Genomic DNA, 13,984 nt, shown 5'->3' on the forward strand with positions numbered 1-13,984 from the left:
ACATCAATTCGCCGACAGGTGCTTGCATGCCCGCTTCCAGCCTCTCGCCCGTCCCCACCCCGCACGCTCGGGACCGCTTGCTGGATGCGGCCAGCGCCTTGTTTGCCAGCCATGGCTACCAGGCCATCGGCCTGCGTGACCTGGCCAGCCACCTGGGCCTGCGCGCCGGCTCGCTGTACCACCACATCGAGAGCAAACAGGCGCTGCTGTTCGAGCTGATCGAGTCGAGCCTGACCGACCTGCTGTATGAAACCCGACAATGCCTCAAAGGTGCCCGTACCACCCGTGAACGCTTGCCGTGCTTTGTGCAGGCCTTCGTGACGTATAGCCAGGCCAACCCCGACAAACTGGTGTTGCTGACGCGGGAAGCCATGAACCTGAACACAGAGCAACTGTTGCAAATCGAACAGTTGAAACTGCAATACAGCGGGCTGCTTAGTGACATTGTCGCCGCAGAATGCGGGCTGCCGGCTCGCCGAGCGCGGTCGATTGCCCATGCCGTGCTGGGTTTGCTGTGCGGGCAGGCGCAATGGGGAAGCGTGACCACCGCGAGGGATCAACTGGTGACGTTCGTACAGGGCATTGTCGGTACCGGCAAGACCGCGGCCTATCGATAAAAAATGCATAACAATATGAATTCTTATTCTTTTTTTAATAAAAGATAATCCTCTATAACTCTCTCCACTGCACAGCCGCCAACACCTGGCCAACTGTTCGCAGCGCAACACCCAATCAACACGAAACGCCCGCCCGGCAACAGCGACGCAAACCTGCTAACGCGATAACGTGTTGATTTAGAAGAACATTAGAACCCGGCACGACGATTGCTCAAGCAAAGTCCCCCGCTCAACCCGAACCGGAGACCTGCCCATGAGCACCCCACTGAACGTCGTAGCCCTGTCCGGCGGCACTTCCCGCCCGTCACGCACCCTGGCCCTGACCGAGGCGATCCTCGCCGAACTGGCCGAGCACCTGCACATCAAGCCGCACCTGATCGAACTGGGCGACATCGCCCGCCCACTGGGCAGCGCCCTGTGGCGCAGCGAACTGCCCGACACCGTCGAGCAGCAACTGCGCCTGGTGGAAAAGGCCGACCTGCTGGTCGTGACCACCCCCGTGTACCGCGGCAGCTTTACCGGCCACTTCAAGCACCTGTTCGACCTGATCGGCCAGGACGCTCTGGTCGACACCCCGGTTCTGCTCGCCGCCACCGGCGGCAGCGAGCGCCATGCGCTGGTGCTCGACCACCAGTTGCGCCCGCTGTTCAGCTTCCTGCAAGCCCTGACCCTGCCCATCGGCGTGTTCGCCAGCCAGGCAGAACTGGCCGACTACCGCGTGTCCAGCGATGCCCTCGCCGCCCGTATCCGCCTGGCTGCAGAGCGTGCCGTGCCGCTGTTCGGCGCCCACCACGCACTGCGTAAAAGCGCCTGAGGAGCGGCCATGAATGCACCTGTGAATACCCCGCTGCGTCCGGCCTTGGCGATTGCCCGCGAACTGGCCGGGCAGTTTGCCCAGACCGCCGTCGAACGCGACGAGCGCGGCGGCACGCCGAAAGCCGAGCGCGATGCCCTGCGTGACAGCGGCCTGCTGTCGCTGGTGATCCCGCAGGCCTTCGGTGGCCAGGGCGCCAACTGGCACGACACGTTCGCGGTGGTGCGCGAGTTCGCGCGGGTCGACAGCTCCATTGCCCATGTGTTCGGCTTTCACCACCTGATGCTGGCTACCGTGCGCCTGTTCTCACGCCCCGACCAATGGCAGCCCTGGTTCGAACAGACCGCCCGCAAACAGTGGTTCTGGGGCAATGCCCTGAACCCGCTGGACACCCGCACCGTGGTCAAGCACCTCGATGGCTGGTGCGAGTTCTCGGGCAAGAAAAGCTTCTGCTCCGGTGCCAGCGACTCGGAAATGCTCATCGCCTCGGCGGTGGACGAACGTGCCGGCGGCAAGCTGCTGATTGCCGCCATCCCCAGTGGCCGCACCGGCATCAGCCTGCACAGCGACTGGAACAACATCGGTCAACGCCAGACCGACAGCGGCAGCGCCACGTTCGAGCGGGTACGGGTAGAGCACAACGAACTGCTGCTTGAACCAGGCCCGCTGAGCACTCCGTTCGCCGCCCTGCGCCCGCTGATTGCCCAGCTGCACTTCGCCAACCTGTTCCTCGGCATTGCCGAAGGCGCCTTCGAAGAAGCCCGCCAGTACACCCTCAAGGAAAGCCGGCCGTGGTTCCGCTCCCGCGCCTCCAGCACTGCCGAAGACCCTTACGTGCTGCGCCATTACGGCGAGTTCTGGGTTGGCCTTGAAAGCGTGCGTCTGCTGATCGAACGGGCCGCACGCCAGCTGGATGCCGCCTGGGCCAAGGAACATGCCCTCACGGCAGAAGAGCGCGGCGACCTGGCCCTGGCCATCGGCACCGCCAAGGTCGCCGCCAGCCGCCACGGCCTGGACATCTGCAACCGCCTGTTCGAAGTCACCGGCGCGCGCGCCACCCATGCCGCGCTGCGCTTCGACCGCCATTGGCGCAACCTTCGCACACAAACCCTGCACGATCCGGTGGACTACCGCATCCACGAACTCGGCGAGTGGGCCCTCAACGACAAGCGCCCTGCTCCATCCTTCTATTCCTGAGGATTGCCCATGCAACTGCTGACCCTCCCCCCGTCACCGACACTGGCTACCTCGATCAGGGCGACCGCACAGGTCTTCGAAGACCCCAGATCGCAGGCGCTGCTCGCCCACTTGCAACAGGTCGCCCCCAGCGAGGCCAGCGTCCTGATCATCGGCGAAACCGGTACGGGCAAGGAGCTGGTCGCACGCCACATCCACAACCTCAGCGGCCGGCGCAACGGCCCGTTCGTCGCAGTCAACTGTGGGGCGTTCTCCGAGTCGCTGGTGGAGGCGGAACTGTTCGGCCATGAAAAAGGCGCCTTCACCGGCGCCCTGGCGGCCAAGGCCGGCTGGTTCGAGGAAGCCAATGGCGGCACGCTGTTCCTCGACGAAATCGGCGACCTGCCCCTGCCGATCCAGGTCAAGCTGCTGCGCGTGCTGCAAGAGCGCGAGGTCGTACGGCTTGGGTCGCGCAAGAGCATCCCAATCAACGTGCGGGTACTGGCTGCGACCAACGTGCAGCTGGAAAAGGCCATCAACGCCGGGCATTTCCGTGAAGATCTGTACTATCGCCTGAACGTGGTGACCTTGCAGTTGCACCCGCTGCGCGACCGCCCGGGTGACATCCTGCCGCTGGCCCGGCACTTCATCCGCAGCTACAGCGACCGGCTGGGGTACGGACCGGTAGAGCTGAGCGCCAAGGCCCAGGCCAAGCTGGTGGAGTACAGTTGGCCGGGCAACATCCGCGAGTTGGAGAACGTGATTCATCACAGTTTGCTCACCTGCGGCGACGGCACGGTGCAGGCGCAGGACCTGCGCCTGTCCAACTTGCGCATCGAGCGACAAGAGGAAGAACCGGCTGGCAATGGTGTGGACGATTTGTTGCAGCGGGCGTTCAGCCGGCTGTACGAGGAGCAGCCGGGCGACCTGTACGAAAAGGTGGAAAATGCCCTGCTGCGCTCGGCCTATCGGTTCTGCCATTACAACCAAGTGCATACCGCGCAGTTACTGGGGTTGTCACGAAACATCACGCGGACGCGCCTGATTGCGATTGGTGAGCTGGTTGTGAACAAGCGGCGGGGGCAGGAACAGCAGGTGCTGGATAATCGGGTGGTGCGGTTGTCGATCTGAATCTAGCAGTGCCTGCGCTGGCCTCTTCGCGGCAAATGCCGCTCCTACAGGTACTGCACAAGACCCAAGCATTGTGAAGCCCCTGTGGGAGCGGCTTTAGCCGCGAAAGCGTTAGGATGCCGTACGCGGCATCAGCTCATACGGATGCTTCCACCCCGGCAGCGCCTGGATCCGCGCCTTCCAAGCCTCGATATGGGTGAACTCTGCCAGCGGGATCCCGGTATCTTCAGGCATGAACACATACCCCGCCAACGACAGGTCAGCAATGGTCAGCCGGCCGCCAACCATGAACGGCGTCTTCGCCAGGTGCGCGTCGACAATGCGGTAAGCCGCCGTGGCACGCTCACGCAGGAACCGCGTCACGTCCGTTTCCCCGGTTTTCTTCAGGCAAAACAGAAAGCGCAGCGCGGCGTAGTAGCTGGTGAACTTGTGGTTGTCGAACAGCATCCAGCGCCAGATCTCGCGTTTTTCGTCTTCATCACGCGGGCCGAACTGGCCGGTCTGTTCGGCAAGGTATTCCAGGATCAGTGCCGACTGGGTGAAGGTTTTGCCCGCGTGCTCTAGCACCGGCACCTCACCCTGCTCGTTCACCTCATCGCGCCAACTTTGCTCACGGGTCTGGCCGTTGAAGAAATCGACGAACACCGGCTGCCAGGCTTGGCCAGTGAGTTCAAGCATGAGCGCGGCTTTGTAGGCGTTGCCGGATTCGGCGAAGCAATGCAGTGTGTAGACGGACATGGCGGGACCTTCAGTTTCCATTGAATGATCGTGTCGGGCCCTTCGCGGGCAAACCCGCACCTACAGGCGACGCTATACCTGTGGGAGCGGGCTTGCCCGCGAAGAGGCCCTGGAGCCGAGCAAATCACGCCCGGCCCAACGCGGTCAACCCATGCCCTCAGGCAATCTGGAACCCATGCGCCAACGGATCACGATCATCCACGATAATCGTGTTATACCCGATCACCCGCGCCCATCCCGCCACGCTTGGCCTTACCGCCGGGTAATCACCCGCACGCGTCAGCGCCTCGGCCCGGCAGTTGAACGTGGTACCGGTAATGCTTTCGTGCACAAACGTCTCCCCCACCTGCAACCGCCCACGCGCCACCAGCTCGATGTGACACCGGCGCGGCTGCGTGAGGTGCATGTCCAGATTGGCTTGTTGTGACTAGGCTGTGCCGGCCCCAGCCAGAACATCCTATTACCCGTCGCTCCCGTCATAGTCTCCGCACAAACGCCAATGCCATAGTGCAGAAAACAACACGGATAAAAACCATGTACAGAAACACCTCTACCCCCGCGGACGACAACGGTTGCGGCTGGTTCCACCTCAGCCCCCCGCGCCAGCCACGCGTCGCGCACCGGGGGCGGAGCGAGGCGCGCTGGGTGGTGCTTGGCGCGGGCTTTACCGGCCTTGCCGCCGCACGGCAACTGGCCCTGCACCACCCGGACGACGAGGTGATCCTGGTAGAGGCCCAGGAAGTCGGCTTCGGTGCCTCCGGGCGCAACTCCGGCTTTGCCATCGACCTGCCCCACGACATCGGTGCCGCCGACTACATCGGCGACCTGCCCACCGCGCGGATGAACCTCAAGCTCAACCTGCGTGCGCAGGCGATCCTTCGCGGGCTGATCACCCAGCACGGCATCGACTGCCAGATCCGCCCGGACGGCAAGTACCAGGCCGCCGTCGAAGACAAAGGCCTGGCCGTGCTCGAAGCCTACCGCACCGGCCTGGAAAAGCTCGGCCAGCCCTACCAGATGATCGACGCCCGCGACCTGCCCGAGCACTTCGGCACCGGCTTCTACCGCAAGGCGCTGTACACCCCTGGCACCCAACTGCTGCAACCGGCGGCCCTGGCCAAAGGCCTGGCCGAAAGCCTGCCCGCCAATGTGACCCTGCACGAGCGCACCACCATCACCCACATCGAGCAGGGCCGGCGCATCACCCTCAAGCACAGCAACGGTGAGATCGTCGCCGACCAGTTGCTGCTGACCAACAACGCCTTCGCCTCATACTTCGGCTTCCTGGCCGGTCGCCTGCTGCCAATCTTCACCTACGCCAGCATGACTCGCCCGCTGACCGAAGACGAACAGGCCCGCCTGGGCGGCAAGGCCAGTTGGGGCATCATCCCGGCCGACCCGTTCGGCAGCACCCTGCGGCGCACCCCGGACCAGCGCCTGCTGGTGCGCAACAGCTTCAGCTTCAATGCCGACGGCCGTGCCAACCCCCGCCACATCGCCCGCGCCGGGCGCCAGCATCGCGGGTCGTTCGAACGGCGCTTCCCGATGTTGTCGGGCATGCCGTTCGAATTCACCTGGGGCGGCTCGATGTGCCTGTCACGCAACCACCTATCGCACTTCGGCACCCTGGCGCCCAACGTACACGCGGCCTTGTGCTGCAATGGCCTGGGCATTACCCGTGGCACAGCCACGGGCACCCTGCTGGCTGACTGGCTGAGCGGCGAACGCGACGAGTTGATCGACTTCTTGCTCGGCAGCGAAGGCCCTAACCGCAACCCGCCTGAGCCGCTGCTCAGCGTGGGCGTGAACCTGAACCTGCACTGGGGCCAGCGCCGCGCCGGCCTGGAAAGCTGAAAAGGAGGCACCATGGATAGCCTGGGCATTCTCGGGGTGGGCGAACTCACCGAAAAAGTGGTCATAGGCCTGCGCCGCAGCGGTTTTGACGGCCCCATCCTGCTCTCACCGCGCAATGCTCAACGGGCCGCCGTGCTTGCCCGTGACCACGGTTGCCAGGTGCTGGCCAGCAACCAGGCGGTAGTCGACCAGGCAGAACTGCTGATACTTGGCGTACGCCCGCATTCGCTTGCCGAACTGGCCGATGAGGTACAACTGCGCCCCGGCCAGCGCCTGGTTTCGCTGGCTGCCGGGATCGGCCTTGCGCAACTGGCCAGCGCCTTCCCCGGCGCCCTTTGTGTACGTGCGATGCTGTCGTATGCGGCGCAGTACAACCAATCGACGGTTGTCGTCTGCCCGCCCGATGCGCTCACCACGCAGTACCTGGGGCCGCTGGGCAAACTGGTGGTCCTGCACGGCGAGCCTGAATTCGAACTGGCCACCGTTGCAGCCTGTATGAATGGCTGGTTCTACTTCCTGCTGCACGACTTGCAGCAGTGGCTGATGGACAAAGGCCTGCCCGCAGGCGAGGCACGTGCGCTGGTGCTAGGCAACCTGCAAGACTGCGTGGCCAGCGCCGGGCAGCAGCCGGAATACACACTCAAGGCCCTGGGCCAAGCCATTGCCACGCCGGGTACCTTTACCGCAGACGGGCTGGCGGTACTGATGCATCAGCCGGTCAGTGCCACCTGGGGTGCAGCGTGCGAAGTGGTACTGGACGGGTTGCTGACCCGCGCCGGGCTGACCGGGCGATAAGCGCCACAGGGCCGACGAGCGCATCGTCAGCCCCGCCTGCCGCTACAGCTGCCGATACACCCGCGCCGTGTCCTCCTCGAAATGCTTCAGCTCCGCCTGCCGCCGTGCCTCCGACCAGCCCAGCACCGCCGCTACCTGCCGCGACAGCTGCTCTACCCGCGCCCGCCCCAGGTCAGGGTCCAACCCACAGGGCAGGCGCCTGCGCACCACATCCACCAGCCGCACCACATGCTCGCGCCGCACCACTGCCGCGATGTCGTCACTGTCGACCCGACCGCGTTCCAGCATGCCTTCAGGCGCCTTGCCACGCTTGCCCAGCCGCGCCTCCACGGCACCGCCCCTAGAACATCCATGACAACTTGCATAAGGCCTCCGCTCACCCGGTCAGCACATTCCATGACTCGTCCGAGCCGTTATAGGGCGCCCTCACAAGCCGGTGCGATAGTGCCGGGCGCTAGTGCAGCGAATAACAACAAGAGGTAAGTCGCATGTCCGTTTCCACACGCTCCGTCGAAGATGCGCCGCTCAACGCGTTCCACCGCAAGCTGACGGTGTATTCCGCTGGCGGGCCTTTTCTCGATGGCTATGTACTGAGCATCATCGGCGTCGCCATGCTGCAAATCACCAACGCCCTGCAGCTGTCGGCCTTCTGGGAAGGACTGATCGCCGCATCGGCCCTGATCGGGGTTTTCCTGGGTGGTTTTCTCGGTGGCTGGTTCACCGACAAGTACGGACGCAAGGTGCTGTACCTGGTCGATCTGATTGCAATCGTCGGTTTTTCGGTGGCGCAGTTCTGGGTGGAGTCGGCCTGGGCACTGTTTGTCTGGCGGCTGCTGATCGGTATCGCAGTAGGCGCCGACTACCCGATCGCCACCTCGCTGCTGGCCGAGTTCCTGCCACGCAAACAACGTGGGCCACTGCTGGCCGCCATGGTGCTGATGTGGTTTGCCGGTGCCTCCGTGGCCTACATGGCCGGCGAACTGCTGCTGCGTGTGGGCGGTGAAGACGGCTGGCGCTATGTACTGGCCAGTGCCCTGATACCGGGCGCGCTGTTCCTGGTCGCCCGCAGTGGTACGCCGGAGTCGCCCCGCTGGCTGCTGAGCAAAGGCCGCACCGCCGAAGCCGACGCCGTAATCAAGAAAGTCTACGGCCCCGACTACTCGATTGCCGATCTGCCAGAGCAGGCCACCGACAAGCCGGTTTCGGTGTGGTCGCTGTTCCACTCCGGTTACGGCAAGCGCATGGCCTTCGTCACCCTGTTCTGGACCTGCGCCATCGTGCCGCTGTTCGCTATCTACTCGTTTGCCCCCAAAGTGTTGCAGGCACTGCAGTTGACCGGTGACTGGGCGGCCTTCGGCTCCATCGCCATCACCTTGCTGTTCACCCTGGGCTGCCTACTTGCCACCAAGCTGATCAACCGCCTGGGGCGGCGCAACATGCTGATCCACAGCTTCCTCTGGTCAGGCATGTCGCTGGTCATGCTGGGCGTGTTCCCGGATGCCTCGCCCACGACCATTCTGGTGCTGTTCGGTGCCTATGCCGTGCTGATTGGCGGCGCCCAGGTGCTTGAATACGTCTACCCCAACGAGCTGTTCCCCACCGAAATCCGTGCGTCAGCCGTAGGCCTTGCCACTTCGCTATCGCGCATTGGCGCCGCCGTGGGCACGTACCTGGTCCCGATTTCCCTGGCCAGCTTCGGCATTGCCAACACCATGTTCGCTGCCGCCTTGGTCTCGCTGTTCGGCGCCCTGATTTCCTGGTGGCTGGCCCCCGAGACTAGCAGGCTCGACCTGCAGCAGGCAGCCGCGCTGGGTAACCACACCAGCACTGCCTCCACCGCCAAACCTATTGTTCGTAAAGCCTGAAGGAGCCTGTTCGTGAGCCAAGTACTGACTGTCGTGCGCAATGCCCCCGTCTCGCCGCTGGGCGCCCCCGCCGCGGCCCGCCTGCCGATCGGTGAACCCATCGCCCAGGCCGCCAGCGCCCAGGACCAGACCGACGGGGCCGTCGGCGCCAGCATCGGTGTATGGGAAAGCAGCTCGGGGGTGTTCCGCCGCTACCTGAAAAACCGCGAGTTCAGCCACATTGTCAGCGGCTGGTGCACCTTCACGCCCGACGGTGGCGAGCCGGTGGAGCTGCGCGCTGGCGATGCGGTGCTGTTCCCGGAGAACTGCGAGGGGGTGTGGGACATCCGCGAAACCCTGCGCAAGACCTACGTGCTGTTCTAAGGACCCAGTCGATGATCGAACGTATCAACCCAGGCAAACGCGCCAGCCAGCTGGTGCTGGTAGACGGCCGTATCGAAACCTCTGGCATCGTTGCCCTGCAACCGGGCGACATCGCTGCGCAAACCCGCTGCGTGCTGGCGCAACTGGAGCAGTGGCTGGCGCGGGTCGGCGCGGGCAAGGGCAACCTCACCCGCATGCAGATCTGGCTGGCTGACATGGGCGAGTTTGCGGCGATGAATGAAGTGTATGACGCCTGGGTGGATGAACAGCCACCGGTGCGGGCCTGTGTAGGGGCTGCGCTAGCAGCCCCTGAATACCGCATCGAGATCCAGGCCTTCGGCCAGCTCTGAATGCCACACGGCCGCTGAGGGAGCGGCCTTGTCTCGCGATGGCTTGTTAGAGCTCCGGATCCAGCCCCACCTTGTCGCCATGCCAGTCAAACCGCTCCACCTCATGCCGGCGCTTGCGGAAGCTGTAAGGTGTCTCGCCATACTGCTTGCGGAACCACAGGATAAAGTGCGAAGCGTCGGAAAACCCGCACGCCAGGGCGATTGTGGTGATGTTCTGGCTGGTGTTCACCAGAAGCCGCCGGGCATGGTCCAGGCGCAACTTGCGCCAGTAGTTGGCCGGCGGTTCCTGGGTATTGGCGACGAACTCGCGGTGCAACTGCCGGGGGTGGGTACCCACCGCCTCGGCCACGGCCTTGAGGGTCATCGACGCATCCAGGTTGGCACGCATGAAGCTGATCGCCCGCTGCACCCGGTCGTTCTGGTACACACATTCGCTGGCCGCCTTGTCTTGCGGCTCATCAGCGCGCTCATCCACCAACAGGTATTCCAGGCCCTTCTGCGCCCGCACCGCACCGCAATGCCGGCGAATCAGGTTAGCCGCCAAATCAATGGCCGTACCGCCCGGGCAGGTGATGATGCCGCGGTCGTCCACATAGCTCTTGTCGATCACCGCCGTGGTAAAGGGAAAGCGTTCCTTGAACTCATCGCGCAAGGTGAAATGCAGCGCGCAGCGCCGGCCATCGAGCAGCCCGGCCTTGCCCAGCACGAACGACCCAGAGCACAGCGCGATGATCGGGATATTCGCCGCATGCACCTCACGCAATGCGTCCAACAGCCAGGCCGGCGGATTGCGGGTTTCGTCCAGCAAGCCGCCTGCAAGCACGATGTAGTCGTACTGGGCGAACAGGTTCAGGGGCTTGGTCGGCGAAATGGGCATGCCGCAACTGGCGGTGATCGGCTGGTCGTCCAGGGTCATCCAGTCCCACTGGCAATACACCTGCTGGCTACGGAACGACTTGTCCGCCGCAAAACGCAGCGAGTCCACCAGCCCCGCCACCGGCACCAGGGTGAAGTGGTTCATCAGCACGAAGCCCACCCGCAATTCGGGCTTGACCTGCACGCTGTCAACGGAGGCTTGCAATGGTTGTTCTTGTTGTTCGGCAAACATCGACACGGGCCTCATGACATCTGCAATGGCGCCATTCTAAAGCGCGCCCTGCGTCCGTCATATCATATGCATCCCCACAAATAGGAAGTCCATGACAAAAGGCGGCGCCGTTCTATCAATTGTCATGGCTGTAATATCAGCCCCCCTGCCCGGCTGAGCATCATGTAGGCACAAGACAAACATGCTCAGAGGCACCCCTCATGTACCGTGGATTCTGGTATGCCCAGGCACTTGACCTGGACAGCGACCTGGCCCCTGCCCTGCAGGACTCGATTGATGCTGACGTGTGCATCGTCGGCGGTGGCTTCCTTGGCCTGTGGTCGGCCATCCGCCTGAAGCAGGCGCACCCGGAAAAAACCATCGTCATCGTCGAGCGCGACCGCTGCGGCTCGGGCGCCAGCGGGCGCAACGGTGGCGTGGCCACCAACTGGTGGGGCAAGTACCTGTCAGTACGCACCATCTGCGGCGATATCGAGGCACGGCGTATCTGCGAGGCGGCCGAGTCAGCCATTGACGAGATCGGCAGCTTCTGCCAGCAGCACGGCATCGACGCCCAGTACCGCAAGGACGGTTGGCTGTGGACGGCCACCAACCAGCGCCAGATGAACGCTTGGCGCGTGCTCACCGACGGCCTGCAGAAGCTCGACGTCAACCCGTTCCAGGCGCTGGACCGCCAGACCATTCGTGGCCGTGTTGGCTCACCCTTGGTACTGGGCGGCATCTTCGACCCCAACGCCGCCACCGTGCAGCCCGCCATACTGGCCCGCGGCCTGCGCCGGGTGGCGCTGAAGCTGGGCGTGCACATTTTCGAGAAATCGCCCTTCACCCACCTGGTGCGCGGCAAGCGCCCGGTGGTGCACACCGCCAAGGGCCATGTAAAAGCCAACCACGTGGTGCTGGCGCTCAATGCCTGGGGCGCGCAGTTCCCCGAGCTGCGGCGGATGATCGCGATCATGTCCAGCGACATGGTCGCCACCGCACCCGTCAAGGCCAGGCTCGACGCTATCGGCTTCAGTGGCGGCGAGTGCATGACCGACTCGCGCACCGTGCTCAACTACTGGCGCAACACCCCGGACGGGCGCGTGGTGTTCGGCAAGCCGCTGGGCCAGTTCGCCTTTGCCGGGCGTATCGGCAACCTGTATGAGAAACCCTCGCCGGCCGCCGACAAGGTCGCCGCCGAACTGCGCCGCCTGTACCCACAGCTGCAGGATGTACCGGTGGTCAGCAGCTGGACCGGGCCGATCGACCGGGCCATGAAAGGCCTGCCTAACTTCGGCTACCTCGACCAACACCAGACCGTCAGCTACGGCATCGGTTTTTCCGGCAACGGCGTGGCCACCACGGTGTTCGCCAGCCGCATTATCAAGTCGCTGGCCACCCATGCCAACGACGAGTGGGCCAATTGCGGCCTGGTCAACCAGAAGATGAAGCTGCTGCCGCCAGAGCCGTTGCGCTTCTTTGGCGCACACCTGGTACGCGATGCACTGGTGCGCAAGGAATCGCTGGAGGACCACGACCAGGATGCCGGCTTCATCACCCGCCAGCTGGTGGGCATGGCGCCTGCCGGCTACGTGCCCGCGCAGAAAAAACAAGGACAATAACGTGAGCGAACACATCGTCCTCCTCGACGACGAAGGCCTGGCGCCTTCCACCCGCCTGAAGCGCCCTGACTGCGAGCACAGCTGGCAGCAGTTCGCCTACACCCACCCAGAGCAGATACTGGAGCACCTGAAAAACGCGACGGTGGCGCTGACGTTCAGCGTGCCGCTGCGCGAAGAGCACCTGCGCCAGTTGCCCAAGCTGAAGATGATTTCGCTGGCCCTGACCGGCCGCGACATCGTCGATGTCGACTACTGCGAAGCCCATGGCATCGAAGTATCCAGCGTACCGGGCTATGCCGCCAACACCGTGGCCGAGCACAGCCTGGCCATGATCCTGGAGCTGTTCCGCCGCCCGGCCGCCTTCACCCGCCTGATGCGCCAGGTGCATGCCGGCGAAAAGCCGTTCCAGAACATCTACTTCAACCACCGTATCCGCGACGTGCGCGACAAGCAGCTGGCGATCATCGGCAGCGGCCCGATCGCCCTGCGCCTGGCGCACCTGGCGCGAGCGTTCGGCATGCGCGTGTGGTTCGAGGACCGAGGCGGCAAACGCCAAGGCCCGGACTGCCGCCCCTTGGCCGAGCTGCTGAAAAGCTGCGACGTGCTGTCGATCAACTGCCCACTCACGCCAGAAACCCACAACCTGATCGATGCCGCGCAACTGGCGTTGATGAAGCCTGACGCCATGGTGGTCAACACCGGCCGTGGCGGCGTGGTCAACGAAGCCGCGTTGATCCAGGCGCTGCAACAAGGCCGCCTGGGCGGCGTGGCGCTGGACGTGGTGGAAGTGGAGCCTTTGCACCCCAGCAACCCACTGTTCCAGCTGATCGACCGCGATGACTTTCTGCTTAACCCACACATCGCCTGGAGCAGCGAAGACGCCATGCAGCAGTTGATGGACAGCGCCGTGGACAACATCAGCCATTTCGTCGCCCACCAAGTTTCTGAACAAAGGATTCGCAGCGCATGACCCCTGTCACCAAAAGCAGCTACGTCGATGGCACCTTGCGTCGGTGACACACCCATCCATTCGCCGCTGATCGACAGCGCCAACTGGAGCAGAACCTCTCCTTACCCGGGTCAAAACAACCTACCCTTTGGCTTGATCGCTCCATTTCGTGAAGCCCCGAGGGAACTACCAGCTCCTCCGTGCTTTCTTAAACACTGAGTGGTTTATTCCCTTGGGCTTCACGCTACTGGAGAACACGACATGCGCCACCTACTCCTCGCTCCTGCGCTGCTGCTCCTGCTGCCTGCCGGTGCTGCCCTGGCCCGCGTCGATGCGGGCGACGTCGCCACCTCGGCCGGTGTTTCCGCTTCGCTTTACTCGACCTTCAAGGACGATAAACGGATCATCCCGGCACGCGATGAACTTTCTGCCTTCGTCGCAAGCGGTGGGGCTATCCGTGGCGCCTATGTGGAGTCGGCGCTGGAACAGGCCCGCAAGGACCACCCTGGGTTGCAAGCCAGTGATGAAGAACTGGCCCGGGCCATTCTGTCGCAGGATGACCGTATAGCTGACCATTGAGATAAGCCTGCACCGGCCCTTTCGCGGGCAAGCCCGCGAAGAGG

At 63.9% G+C, this 13,984-nt stretch carries 16 protein-coding genes; 12 read left to right on the forward strand and 4 right to left on the reverse strand.

Annotated elements, in window-relative coordinates; genetic code table 11:
- The first annotated feature begins 26 nt into the window (after positions 1–26).
- The 4 genes from APH36_RS14880 to sfnR all read left to right on the forward strand — a co-directional run bounded on the left by APH36_RS14880 (position 27) and on the right by sfnR (position 3,738).
- Complete coding sequence (locus APH36_RS14880) at positions 27–617, forward strand: TetR/AcrR family transcriptional regulator (protein WP_060499254.1); 591 nt, start codon at positions 27–29, stop codon at positions 615–617.
- A gap of 253 nt (positions 618–870) precedes the next feature.
- Entirely contained in the window at positions 871–1,431 is a 561-nt protein-coding gene (gene msuE, locus APH36_RS14885; RefSeq protein WP_016711107.1) for an FMN reductase, read from the forward strand.
- A 9-nt stretch (positions 1,432–1,440) separates the two neighbouring features.
- Complete coding sequence (locus APH36_RS14890) at positions 1,441–2,628, forward strand: acyl-CoA dehydrogenase family protein (protein ID WP_060499255.1); 1,188 nt, start codon at positions 1,441–1,443, stop codon at positions 2,626–2,628.
- A gap of 9 nt (positions 2,629–2,637) precedes the next feature.
- Positions 2,638–3,738 (forward strand): sigma54-dependent transcriptional activator SfnR, encoded by a 1,101-nt coding sequence (gene sfnR / locus APH36_RS14895; protein ID WP_060499256.1) that lies wholly within the window; start codon positions 2,638–2,640, stop codon positions 3,736–3,738.
- A 111-nt stretch (positions 3,739–3,849) separates the two neighbouring features.
- On the opposite strand, the gene APH36_RS14900 is transcribed toward sfnR, so the two are convergent.
- Together APH36_RS14900 and APH36_RS14905 are read right to left on the reverse strand one after the other, a co-directional pair.
- Positions 3,850–4,476, reverse strand: coding sequence for a glutathione S-transferase family protein (locus tag APH36_RS14900; RefSeq protein WP_060499296.1), 627 nt, complete (start codon positions 4,474–4,476; stop codon positions 3,850–3,852).
- Positions 4,477–4,633: 157 nt separating this feature from the next.
- Positions 4,634–4,882, reverse strand: coding sequence for a proline racemase family protein (locus tag APH36_RS14905; protein WP_060499257.1), 249 nt, complete (start codon positions 4,880–4,882; stop codon positions 4,634–4,636).
- Positions 4,883–5,010: 128 nt separating this feature from the next.
- On the opposite strand from APH36_RS14905, the gene APH36_RS14910 reads away from it, so the two are divergent.
- On the forward strand, positions 5,011–6,330 hold the full coding sequence (locus tag APH36_RS14910) for an FAD-binding oxidoreductase (RefSeq protein ID WP_060499258.1): 1,320 nt from the start codon (positions 5,011–5,013) through the stop codon (positions 6,328–6,330).
- Between the two features lie 12 nt (positions 6,331–6,342).
- Positions 6,343–7,125, forward strand: a complete 783-nt coding sequence (locus APH36_RS14915; RefSeq protein WP_060499259.1) for an NAD(P)-binding domain-containing protein — start codon at positions 6,343–6,345, stop codon at positions 7,123–7,125.
- 42 nt (positions 7,126–7,167) lie between these two features.
- On the opposite strand, the gene APH36_RS14920 is transcribed toward APH36_RS14915, so the two are convergent.
- Positions 7,168–7,455, reverse strand: a complete 288-nt coding sequence (locus APH36_RS14920; RefSeq protein WP_060499260.1) for a hypothetical protein — start codon at positions 7,453–7,455, stop codon at positions 7,168–7,170.
- 158 nt (positions 7,456–7,613) lie between these two features.
- On the opposite strand from APH36_RS14920, the gene APH36_RS14925 reads away from it, so the two are divergent.
- Genes APH36_RS14925 through APH36_RS14935 form a run of 3 tightly spaced genes read left to right on the forward strand, consistent with a single transcriptional unit; the run spans position 7,614 to position 9,703 of the window.
- Positions 7,614–8,990, forward strand: coding sequence for an MFS transporter (locus APH36_RS14925; RefSeq protein WP_060499261.1), 1,377 nt, complete (start codon positions 7,614–7,616; stop codon positions 8,988–8,990).
- A gap of 12 nt (positions 8,991–9,002) precedes the next feature.
- On the forward strand, positions 9,003–9,353 hold the full coding sequence (locus tag APH36_RS14930) for a cupin domain-containing protein (protein WP_060499262.1): 351 nt from the start codon (positions 9,003–9,005) through the stop codon (positions 9,351–9,353).
- An 11-nt stretch (positions 9,354–9,364) separates the two neighbouring features.
- The gene (locus APH36_RS14935) at positions 9,365–9,703 is read left to right on the forward strand and encodes a RidA family protein (protein WP_060499263.1); all 339 of its coding nucleotides are present in this window, start codon (positions 9,365–9,367) and stop codon (positions 9,701–9,703) included.
- Between the two features lie 46 nt (positions 9,704–9,749).
- Here APH36_RS14935 and APH36_RS14940 read toward each other — a convergent pair whose 3' ends face one another.
- Positions 9,750–10,784 carry a GlxA family transcriptional regulator gene (locus APH36_RS14940; RefSeq protein ID WP_232333214.1) on the reverse strand — a complete coding sequence of 345 codons (1,035 nt, stop codon included), beginning with the start codon at positions 10,782–10,784 and terminating at the stop codon, positions 9,750–9,752.
- 227 nt (positions 10,785–11,011) lie between these two features.
- Between APH36_RS14940 and APH36_RS14945 the strand changes: the two genes are divergently transcribed.
- From APH36_RS14945 to APH36_RS14955, 3 genes are all read left to right on the forward strand, one after another.
- Positions 11,012–12,412, forward strand: a complete 1,401-nt coding sequence (locus APH36_RS14945; RefSeq protein WP_060499265.1) for an FAD-binding oxidoreductase — start codon at positions 11,012–11,014, stop codon at positions 12,410–12,412.
- A gap of 1 nt (position 12,413) precedes the next feature.
- Positions 12,414–13,382, forward strand: coding sequence for an NAD(P)-dependent oxidoreductase (locus tag APH36_RS14950; RefSeq protein WP_060499266.1), 969 nt, complete (start codon positions 12,414–12,416; stop codon positions 13,380–13,382).
- 240 nt (positions 13,383–13,622) lie between these two features.
- Positions 13,623–13,940 (forward strand): DUF2388 domain-containing protein, encoded by a 318-nt coding sequence (locus APH36_RS14955; RefSeq protein ID WP_060499267.1) that lies wholly within the window; start codon positions 13,623–13,625, stop codon positions 13,938–13,940.
- Positions 13,941–13,984 lie beyond the last annotated feature (44 nt).

Source organism: Pseudomonas sp. NBRC 111133 (assembly GCF_001320605.1).
GTDB lineage: Bacteria > Pseudomonadota > Gammaproteobacteria > Pseudomonadales > Pseudomonadaceae > Aquipseudomonas > Aquipseudomonas monteilii.

What these genes read in the sequence shown, in the direction of transcription:
- APH36_RS14880 (WP_060499254.1), top strand. Translation starts at nt 27, where the DNA reads ATGCCCGCTTCCAGCCTCTCGCCCGTCCCCACCCCGCACGCTCGGGAC.
- APH36_RS14945 (WP_060499265.1), top strand. Translation starts at nt 11,012, where the DNA reads ATGTACCGTGGATTCTGGTATGCCCAGGCACTTGACCTGGACAGCGAC.
- APH36_RS14890 (WP_060499255.1), top strand. Translation starts at nt 1,441, where the DNA reads ATGAATGCACCTGTGAATACCCCGCTGCGTCCGGCCTTGGCGATTGCC.
- APH36_RS14915 (WP_060499259.1), top strand. Translation starts at nt 6,343, where the DNA reads ATGGATAGCCTGGGCATTCTCGGGGTGGGCGAACTCACCGAAAAAGTG.
- sfnR (WP_060499256.1), top strand. Translation starts at nt 2,638, where the DNA reads ATGCAACTGCTGACCCTCCCCCCGTCACCGACACTGGCTACCTCGATC.
- APH36_RS14935 (WP_060499263.1), top strand. Translation starts at nt 9,365, where the DNA reads ATGATCGAACGTATCAACCCAGGCAAACGCGCCAGCCAGCTGGTGCTG.
- msuE (WP_016711107.1), top strand. Translation starts at nt 871, where the DNA reads ATGAGCACCCCACTGAACGTCGTAGCCCTGTCCGGCGGCACTTCCCGC.
- APH36_RS14900 (WP_060499296.1), bottom strand. Translation starts at nt 4,476, where the DNA reads ATGTCCGTCTACACACTGCATTGCTTCGCCGAATCCGGCAACGCCTAC.
- APH36_RS14955 (WP_060499267.1), top strand. Translation starts at nt 13,623, where the DNA reads ATGCGCCACCTACTCCTCGCTCCTGCGCTGCTGCTCCTGCTGCCTGCC.
- APH36_RS14910 (WP_060499258.1), top strand. Translation starts at nt 5,011, where the DNA reads ATGTACAGAAACACCTCTACCCCCGCGGACGACAACGGTTGCGGCTGG.
- APH36_RS14925 (WP_060499261.1), top strand. Translation starts at nt 7,614, where the DNA reads ATGTCCGTTTCCACACGCTCCGTCGAAGATGCGCCGCTCAACGCGTTC.
- APH36_RS14905 (WP_060499257.1), bottom strand. Translation starts at nt 4,882, where the DNA reads ATGCACCTCACGCAGCCGCGCCGGTGTCACATCGAGCTGGTGGCGCGT.